Below are 9,112 nucleotides of genomic sequence, written 5' to 3'. Positions count from 1 at the left end.
CAGCTCAAGAGCGATCACCAATCCAGCAGCCTGAGCCTGGGGGCGATCACGCGCATCGAGGACAACGCGGGCAGAAAAGACCCCAGGGGTGAGGGCTTCGAGCTGCGCACTGACGCCCATGGCGTATTGAGAGCCCAGGACGGCATGCTCATCACCACTGAGGCAAGAGGCAATGCTGCGAACCATGCCAAGGAGATGGGGGAGACGGTTCAGCGACTAAAAGCAGCGCAGGACCAGCACGACGCACTGGCCGAAGCAGCTCAAGTGCACAAGGCGCAAGAGCAAGGCACCGATCAAGACATCGTGCAGAAGGCCTTGAAGGCGCAGAACGACGCGATTCAAGGCAAGGAAGGACAGGACGAGGATGGCCGCTTCCCTGAACTGAACAAACCACACCTCGTGCTCGCCAGTCCTGCGGGCATCGAGGCCAGCACGCCGGGCAGCATCCACCTGCACACCGGAGAGCACGCGGCCTTCACAAGCCAGGGACACACCTCCATCAGCACCGCCAAGCGCTGGCTGGCCAGCGCAGCCGAGGGCATCCGCGCGTTCACGCACAAGAAGGGCGTCAAGCTCATCGCGAGCGAAGACCCGATCGAGATCCAGGCGCACAGCGACGAGGTGGTTCTTGTTGCGCACAAGGACGTCGTCATCAAGAGCGTGGAGGGCGAGCTACACATCGCCGCCAAGAAGAAGGTCGTGATCATCGGCGGGGGCAGCTACTCGGAGTGGAGCGAGAGCGGCATCAAGCACGGCACTGCCGGCACCTGGCAGGAGCATGCGGCGCTGCATGCGCAGGTCGGGCCTATGAGCCTCGACGCGCTGTATCCGGTATTTCCCCAGGCAGGCTTTGCCGAGAAACAGAATCTGATCGAAGAGCACTTCGTGTTGATCGAGCACGCGGGTGGACTGCGCTTGCCAGAGCAAAAATACCGCATCACCTTCCAAGGCGGCAGAACCATCGAGGGCAAGTCCAACGACCAGGGCGAGACCGAGGTCGTACAGAGCATGGTGCGTCAAATCACAACCGTGGAGGTGCTGCGAAATTCAGAAGATGGCGTGCTGGCCAGCTACACGCCCTTTGTGCAAACGCCCGCGACACAGACCTACGAGCACGATGGTGGTGTGGTGGCCGAGCAGCGCACGCCAAAGAAGAAAATTGGGGGCAAGGACCACGAGGCCAATGAAGACAAGGCCACCAGCGAAGGCAAAGCACCGGTTCACACCAGTTGCGATCCGAACAACTGGGGGTTGCGAAAGAGCGAGCCGAAGGCCAAGGATGCGACGCGCTGGGAGTACCCAGTGATTGGCGCCTATGTGAAGGCCATCAAACCGGCGTTGATGGCGCTCAATTGGAAGGAAGCGACTTGGCCGTTGGGTGAAGAGGATTTCAAGAGCCTGCTTGGAACACTCAGGGCGAATATCGGGGGCGCACTCGCCACAACGTCGTTCGGCCTGCCAGAGGGGGCGATGCCGACATTTTTGATACCGAGAGACTCCGAGGCCATTGCGCTTGGCATGAAGCCCGACGACAAGGATCTCAAGGGGCAGATGCGCACCAACGACTGGTTGCTCGTGGCCTGCAAGCGCGGAGTCACGTTCATGATCGATGCTGCAAAGAGCGGTGACTCCACAGAGTTGACGGAGTGCGTTCGAGAATTCGCTAGCACCATGTACCACGAGGCACGCCATGCGCAGCAGTTCTTCTGGGTGGCAGCCATGGCGCAGCAGTTCCCCGATGACTACAAGAATCTGCCCAGCATGCGGGGATTCTGGAAGAGCGTGATGCCTTCCAGAATATTCGAATTGGCCGGCACAACCCCCGTGCCCAATGAGCCCAGCGCTCGCGCGGGACTACACCGCATGGTCATCGGCATGTACTACTGGCAACTGACCCGCATCGCGGCGCATGTCAAACGCGACCCTCCCACCGTGAACAAGCCCATCGCGTTCTCCGACATTCTTCCAATCGAACTTCCCCTGGCACGAAAGGCTGCCTATGACCTCCTTGAAAACGTGGGCCTCGGCGGCCTGTCCATCGACGTGGATGCGATGGCCAAAGCCGAGGGAGGTGGCACCGGCTACCGCATGCAGCCTTGGGAAGAAGACGGCTTCGCGTGCGACGAACTGGTCAAGCGCCTTTGGGTCGGTGATTCTGACAATCATCTACCTGAACCCGGCTTTTGCACAACTGCGCTCCGCTACGCCCTTAGAGGTCGGGGTAGCGGCACCTCAGAAGCAGCCAGCCATGCGAACTGAAGTCGAGAAGAAATCCCAGCGCGAGGCCTACAAGGAGGAGGCTCAAAGAGCCCAGGATGCCTATGACAACTTCCGCTACACCGACGCGCAGCGCGAGCAGACGATCGAGTTCATCGCGGCGGCGATGAGGGTGATTCGTGGCGAGGTCGAGTTCGACAGCTTGAAACGCTTGCTGCCTGTCCTGCGCACGGGCATCGGGCTGAAGCCAAACACCAGCGCCAGATTTGATTTCGATTCGAGTTTCTTGAATAAGTGGACCGGCATCGACATGAGCACGATTCCGAAGCGGGATGGCAGCGCGGGCTTCGAACCTGTGTGGTTCCAGATCGACTTCGGCCCCGAAATGAACATCCCGCGCGAGCGCCTGGAGACGCTGCTGCAGCTCAAGGTCGTACATGGGTGGACCATGGACGGGGGCAATCTTCGGTGGGAGATGGCTCCGCTCCATGGCTTGCCATATTTCAATGGCGGCTCATTCTTGTATTCACCCCTGAAGCAGCCACAGGAGGATTTTGATGTTGAAGTCAGATTCACCTACCTGAACGGCCCGGACAAGGATCCCTGGACAGCGCAGAGGCTTGTGCGTCTTCAAATCATCCGCGACTACTTGACGCCCGAGCAGATCAAGAAGCGCAACGACCAGAAGCTCCGTCATCTGCCTCAGACCGGTGAGCGCGCCCCGAAGGACGGGCACTACGCGGCGGTGTTTGCAGACGACGCTTTGACCGCTTCGCCCCCTTGAGCAGCGCACATGCACCTATAGCGAAGGCCAGTGGCTAGGAGTGATGGATGCCCCAAACCCCACGACCAGGCAGCGGCAACCTGTGTACGCGTGGTGGCAGTTGCTGGGGTCCGATCGACTGGCGACCGAACTGAATAGGCTTTTTCCATCGAGCGGACAACAGAGGCTTTGAACAGAGCCGCAGTGCACGAGAGGCCTCAAATGACCTTTAAGACGTCGGCCTTGGCGGCCTGTCCATCGACCTGGATGCGATGGCTAAAGCCAAGGGAGGCGGCTCTGGCGACCACATGCAACCCTGGGAAGAAGACAGCTTCGCGTGCGACGAGTTGGTCAAGCGCACTTGGAGCGGTGATCCTGACAATCTGCTGCCTGAACCCGGCTTTTGCACAACTGCTCTCCGCTACGCCGTCCAGGCCCGGGAGAGCGGTACCCCGGGAGGAATCAGCCATGCAAACTGAAGCCGAGAAGAAAGCTCAACGTGCGGCGTACAAGGTAGAGGCGCAGAGGGCTCAGGCTGCCTATGACAACTTCCGCTACACCGACGCGCAGCGCGAGCAGACCATCGAGTTCATCGGTGCGGCCATGCAGGTGATTCGCGGCGAGGCTGAGTTCGACAGTCTGAAGCAGTTGCTTCCTGTCACCGGCACGGGTATGGGGTTGAGGCCGAACACCAGCTCCAGATTCGATTTCGATTCGGATTTTTTGAACAAGTGGACCGGCATCGACGTGAGCACGATCCCGAAACGGGATGGCGGCGCGGGCTTCGAGCCAGCGTGGTTCCAGATCGATTTCCGTCCCCCAATGAACATCCCACGCGAGCGCCTAGAGAAGCTGCTGCAGCTCAAGGTCGTGCATGGGTGGAGCCCGGACGGGGGTAACCTGCAATTTGAAATGGCCCCGCTTCATGGCTTGCCCTATTTCAATGGCGGCTCATTCTTGTACTCACCGCTGAAGCAGCCACAGGGGGATTTTGATGTTGAGGTCAGGTTCACCTATCTGAACGGCCCCGACAAAGATCCCTGGACCGCCACGAGACTCAGTGATATTCAAATCCGTCGCCAATATCTGGTCTCAGAGCCCGTCAAGCTGCGCTGACCAGCAGTTCGACTTCCATCCCCGACGGTGATCCATGGCAACTCCTGGCCGATTTCAATCGATATGAGGACTGAAGACCCTTCCTTTGGATTGCGCCGCACAAGGCACCTGCACAAGCGCCCAAGCACGCGCGGCGCTGCATTGACAGCTACCTGACTCCCCCCGTCAGGTCCCGGTCGGGAACCCCGACCTACCCTTGGGCCCACAACACCGCCCCAGGGGACACACCATGACTTCCGCGCCTGCCAACGCGCATTCCTCCTCGAAATTCGCCACCGTCCTGCGCGTGACCGGCGGCAACTTCATGGAGATGTTCGACTTCTTCCTGTTCGGCTTCTACGCCACGCAGATCTCGAAGGCCTTCTTCCCCGCGGGCAACGAGTTCGCGTCGCTGATGCTGACCTTCATGACCTTCGGCGCGGGCTTCCTGATGCGGCCGCTGGGCGCCATCTTTCTCGGTGCGTATGTCGACCGCGTGGGCCGCCGCCAAGGGCTGATCGTCACGCTCGCGCTGATGGCCGTCGGCACGCTGCTCATCGCCTGCGTGCCGAGCTACGCGACCATCGGCGTGATCGCGCCGCTGCTGGTGCTGGTCGGACGGCTGCTGCAGGGTTTCTCGGCCGGCGTGGAACTGGGCGGCGTGTCGGTGTACCTGTCGGAGATGGCCACGCCGGGGCGCAAGGGCTTCTACGTGAGCTGGCAGTCGGCCAGCCAGCAGGTGGCCATCGTCGTCGCCGCTGCGCTCGGCTACTGGCTCAACGTGACCTTCACGCCCCAGGAGATCGGCGACTTCTACTGGCGCATTCCCTTCTTCGTCGGCTGCCTGATCGTGCCGGTGCTGTTCATCATCCGCCGCTCGCTGCAGGAGACCGAGGAGTTCATGGCGCGCAAGCACCGCCCCGACGCGCGCGAGATCTTCCGCTCGATGGTCGCCAACTGGGGCCTCGTGGTCGCCGGGATGATGCTGGTGTCGATGACCACCGTGTCGTTCTACCTGATCACCGTCTACACGCCCACCTTCGGCAAGGCCGTGCTGCACCTGAGCACGACCGACGCGCTGATCGTCACGCTGTGCGTGGCCATTTCCAACTTCTTCTGGCTGCCGGTCATGGGTTCGCTGTCGGACCGCGTGGGGCGCAAGCCGCTGCTCGTGCTGTTCACCGTGCTGACCATCCTCACGGCCTACCCGTCGCTCAAGTGGCTGGTCGGTGCGCCGAGCTTCGCGCGCATGCTCGAGGTGGAGCTGTGGCTGTCGTTCCTGTACGCCAGCTACAACGGCGCGATGGTGGTGGCGCTCACCGAGGTGATGCCGGTCAGCGTGCGCACCGCCGGCTTCTCGCTGGCCTACAGCCTTGCGACGGCGCTGTTCGGCGGCTTCACGCCGGCGATTGCCACGGGGCTGATCGAGATGACCGGCGACAAGGGCGCGCCCGGCCTGTGGATGACGGCCGCCGCGGCCTGCGGGCTGATCGCGACGCTCGTGCTGTACCGCCGCAATGTCGACCCGGCCGACGCGGGCCGCGTGCCCGTCGTCTGAGAAGGTGTGAACCGGGGGCATTGACCCAGCGCGCACCGGCCGTTGACCGGGAGCGCACCGCCCCTGCCGCCCCGGGTGGAAGTACTGATGATGGCGCGCGCCGACCTGCCTATCCTGCACCAGCGCTTCCGGCGCCCCCAGGGAACCACGGCATGAACGCACACCACTTCAGCACCCGGCTCGAACACCCGGCCGACCGGCAGGCCTGCTGGGGCCGCATCAACGAGTCGTACTTCGGCGCGCTGCGCGTGCAGTGCCTCGACCCCGGCCCGTTCGACGCCCGCATGGACGCCTACGAGCTCGGCCCGCTAGGCATGTTCATGATCGAGGCGCCCTCGCACCGCGTGGCGCGGCCCGACACGCACCGCGAGATCGCGCTCGACGAGCACTACAAGCTGGTGCTGCAGCTGGAAGGCCACGGCCACATCTCGCAGCGCGACCGCGAGTTCCACCTGCACCCGGGCGACTGGAGCCTGTACGACCCGCGCGTGCCCTACGCCATCACCAACCCCGAGCGCTCGCGCCTGCTGGCCATCACCATTCCGCGCCAGCAGTTCAAGGGCATGAAGATGCCCGACCTGCACACCTGCGAGGCCCACACGCCGGCCATGCAGGGGCTGTACGCGGTGCTCGGCTCGTTCCTCACCTCGCTGGCCGACCAGCTGCCGTCGCTGCCCAACGCCGTCGGCCGCTCGGTCAGCGACACCGTGCTGGGCCTGCTGGCCTCCACGCTCGCCACGCACGCCGACGAACAGTTCGGCGCGCAGCCGCTGCCGGGCGTGCTGAAGGCGCGCGTGAAGCAGTTCGTGCACGCGCACCTGGCCGACCCGGCTTTGTCGCTCGACCTCATCGCGCAGCAGCTGCGCTGCTCCAAGCGCTACCTGCACCGCGTGTTCGAGGACGAAGACCAGACGCTCGACCGCTTCATCTGGCAGATGCGCCTGGAGCGCTGCAGCGAGGCGCTGCGCCAGGCCGCGGGCGGCCGCGCCTCGGTGTCGGAGATCGCCTTCGCCTGGGGCTTCAACAGCAGCGCGCATTTCTGCCGCGTGTTCAAGGCGCAGTACGGCGTGTCGCCGCGCGAGTTCCAGCGGCGCGAGGCGCAGCGGGCGGCGTCGCCGGCGTTGACGCACTAGGCGCCCCCCTTCAGGGGCTGCCCACGATCCCCGACACGTCGACGATGTACATCTGCCGCTGCGATTCGTGCACGGAGTCGATGCACACCTGCAGCCCGTCGCGGCGCCAGCGCGGGTGCAGGTCGCACCGGTTCTCCTTGCTCAGGTCCGGCGAGGCGTAGAAGCTGCCCAGGTCGTGGCGCCGGCCGGTGGCCATGTCGAACAGGAACAGCACGCGCTCGTGCGTGCGGGCGTCGGGGTAGGTGTCGCTCAGCAGCCAGCGCGTGTTCACCGGCGAGAAGGTCATGTGGCCGTTCTCCACCAGCACGCCGTCGCCGATCACGCGGACCTCGCCGCCCACGCGGTCGTGGTACAGGTGGTAGTGGATCTTTCCGGCGTGCGGACCCCACACGATGATGTGTTCGTCGTCCTGCCACAGCGGGTGCGAGATCTGGTACTCGGACTTCTCGTAGTCGAAGGTGCCCACGGCCGTCGGATCGAAGTCGTCCGCCAGCTGCGGCAGCGGGTGGTCGGAGCACTCCAGCAGGCGCAGGTCGGAGCCGTCGGGGTTCATCGTGAGCAGGCGGTGCAGAAAGCAGGTCTCGTCCTCGACGCGCTCGGTCCAGCGGTGCAGGAAGAGCACGCGCGACGACGAGGGGTTGACCTCGATGTGGCTCACCCAGTGGATCGCCTTGTCCATCGACGCGCGCGGGTGGAATTGGCGCAGGTCCTGGTAGCTCACCAGCAGCCGCGCCGTGCCGGTGGCCAGGTCGGTCGCGTGGATGCCGTCGTCGGCCGGTGCGAGCGGCAGCTCGAACGGCCCGCCGGCCTCGCTGTAGCCGATGGTGCGATGCGTGATGTACAGGCGCCGGTAGTCCACGCTCAAGGCCCAGCGGCTGTCGGGCGCCACGACGTAGATCGGCAACGGCAGCAGGCGCTTCGCGCCGGTGTCGACGTCGAGCACCGTGGCGCCGAAGCCGGGGTAGAACGCATCGGCATCGCCGGTGCGGCTGTTGTAGACCAGCTGGCGCCCCGGCGCGCCGTCGAGCCATTGCAGCTGGCTGCCCATCTGCCAGTTCCATGCGGTGGTGTCGCCCACGGCATGGAAGCGGTCGTTGTCCTGCAGGTCGAAGTAGCCGATGCGGGCGGCGGCGGCCGGCGTGAGTTCGGCGTCCATCCAGGGCACCTGCTGCGCCAGCAGGTAGCGCCCGCTGCGGTCCCACGCGCTCTTGTTGTAGTAGCCGAAGAAATGGTGCTGCGCGCCATCGCCCACGCGGCGGCAGGGCACGGGCGCGAGGCGGGGTTGTTCAAGAAGTGGGTTCGACGACATGGACTCACTCCGCGGCAATGCGGCCTTGCTGGATCACCTGGTCCCAGCGCAGCTTCTCGGCGGCGATGAAGCGCGTCGCGGCGTCCCGTGTGTTCGCCACCGGCGTCATGCCCTGCTCCGACAGGCCCTGGCGGAACTCCGGCGCGGCGACGATCTTGCGGATGTCGGCATTGAGCTTGTCGGCGATGGCGTCGGGCACCTTGGCGCTCACCGCCACCGTGGTCCACGAGGTGGCCTCGAAGGCCGGGAAGCCCGACTCGATCGCGGTCGGCACCTCGGGCAGCGCCGGCAGGCGGGTCTTGCCGGTCACGGCCAGCGCCTTGAGCTTGCCGCCGCGGATGTGGGCCAGCGTGGTCGGAGGGTTCTCGAACATCAGCTGGATCTGCCCGGCCAGCAGGTCGTTCAGTGCGGCGGTGCTGCCCTTGTAGGGCACGTGCACGATCGGCGCGTTGGCCGTGAGCTTGAACAGCTCGCCGATCATGTGCACCGACGAGCCCACGCCGGCCGAGCCGAAGTTGATGGTGTCCGGCTGCTTGCGCGCCAGCGCCACCAGCTGCTTCAGGTCGTTGGCGGGCAGCGCGGGGTGGGCGACCACGACGTGCGGCATCTCGGCCAGCACCGTGACCACCTTCAAGTCGGTCGCGGGGTCGTAGCTCAGCTTCTTGAACACGCCGTAGGTCGCGTGCAGCCCGATCGAGCCGAGCAGCAGCGTGTAGCCGTCGGCCGGTGCATCGGCCACGAACTTGCCGCCGATGTGCCCGCCGGCGCCGGGCTTGTTGTCGACCACCACCGACTGCTTGTACAGCTTGCCCAGCCGGTCGGCCAGCATGCGGGCCTGCACGTCGGAGCTGCCGCCGGCGGTGAAAGGCACCACGAGCCGGATCATCCGGTCGGGATAGGCCTGCGGCGGCGATGCCTGCGACGTCGAAGCGACGCCCAGCGCCAGTGCGAGAAGGCCGAGGCCGGCGGCCCTGCGGGGCCATTGCTGTGTCATGCGTCTTCCTTGCTGTGCGCCGCGACGGCGCGATGGAGGGGGT

At 64.8% G+C, this 9,112-nt stretch carries 7 protein-coding genes; 5 read left to right on the top strand and 2 right to left on the bottom strand.

The window, feature by feature from the left end:
- From AC07YS_RS29690 to AC07YS_RS29670, 5 genes are all read left to right on the top strand, one after another.
- The coding region (locus tag AC07YS_RS29690) for a DUF2345 domain-containing protein (RefSeq protein ID WP_495273786.1) at window positions 1–2,259 on the top strand (2,259 nt) is incomplete at its 5' end.
- The gene (locus AC07YS_RS29685) at window positions 2,249–3,001 is read left to right on the top strand and encodes an MINDY family deubiquitinase (RefSeq protein ID WP_495269925.1); all 753 of its coding nucleotides are present in this window, start codon (window positions 2,249–2,251) and stop codon (window positions 2,999–3,001) included. The genes AC07YS_RS29690 and AC07YS_RS29685, both read left to right, overlap by 11 nt.
- Before the next feature lie 447 nt (window positions 3,002–3,448).
- Window positions 3,449–4,096, top strand: coding sequence for a hypothetical protein (locus AC07YS_RS29680; RefSeq protein ID WP_495269926.1), 648 nt, complete (start codon window positions 3,449–3,451; stop codon window positions 4,094–4,096).
- A gap of 229 nt (window positions 4,097–4,325) precedes the next feature.
- Complete coding sequence (locus tag AC07YS_RS29675; RefSeq protein WP_447740851.1) at window positions 4,326–5,633, top strand: MFS transporter; 1,308 nt, start codon at window positions 4,326–4,328, stop codon at window positions 5,631–5,633.
- Window positions 5,634–5,785: 152 nt separating this feature from the next.
- Entirely contained in the window at window positions 5,786–6,766 is a 981-nt protein-coding gene (locus AC07YS_RS29670) for an AraC-like ligand-binding domain-containing protein (protein WP_095949470.1), read from the top strand.
- Between the two features lie 10 nt (window positions 6,767–6,776).
- Here the strand turns inward: AC07YS_RS29670 and AC07YS_RS29665 are convergent, their stop codons facing one another.
- Both AC07YS_RS29665 and AC07YS_RS29660 read right to left on the bottom strand, forming a co-directional pair.
- The gene (locus tag AC07YS_RS29665) at window positions 6,777–8,075 is read right to left on the bottom strand and encodes a hypothetical protein (RefSeq protein ID WP_495269927.1); all 1,299 of its coding nucleotides are present in this window, start codon (window positions 8,073–8,075) and stop codon (window positions 6,777–6,779) included.
- Between the two features lie 4 nt (window positions 8,076–8,079).
- Window positions 8,080–9,069: a tripartite tricarboxylate transporter substrate binding protein gene (locus AC07YS_RS29660; RefSeq protein WP_495269928.1), complete on the bottom strand. Its 990-nt coding sequence runs from the start codon at window positions 9,067–9,069 to the stop codon at window positions 8,080–8,082.
- Between the last annotated feature and the right edge of the window lie 43 nt (window positions 9,070–9,112).

Source organism: Variovorax sp. GW458-11-26-14-LB1 (assembly GCF_059423965.1).
The sequence above is the reverse complement of the archived record's forward strand: the minus strand, read 5'-3'. Positions and strand labels throughout refer to the sequence as shown.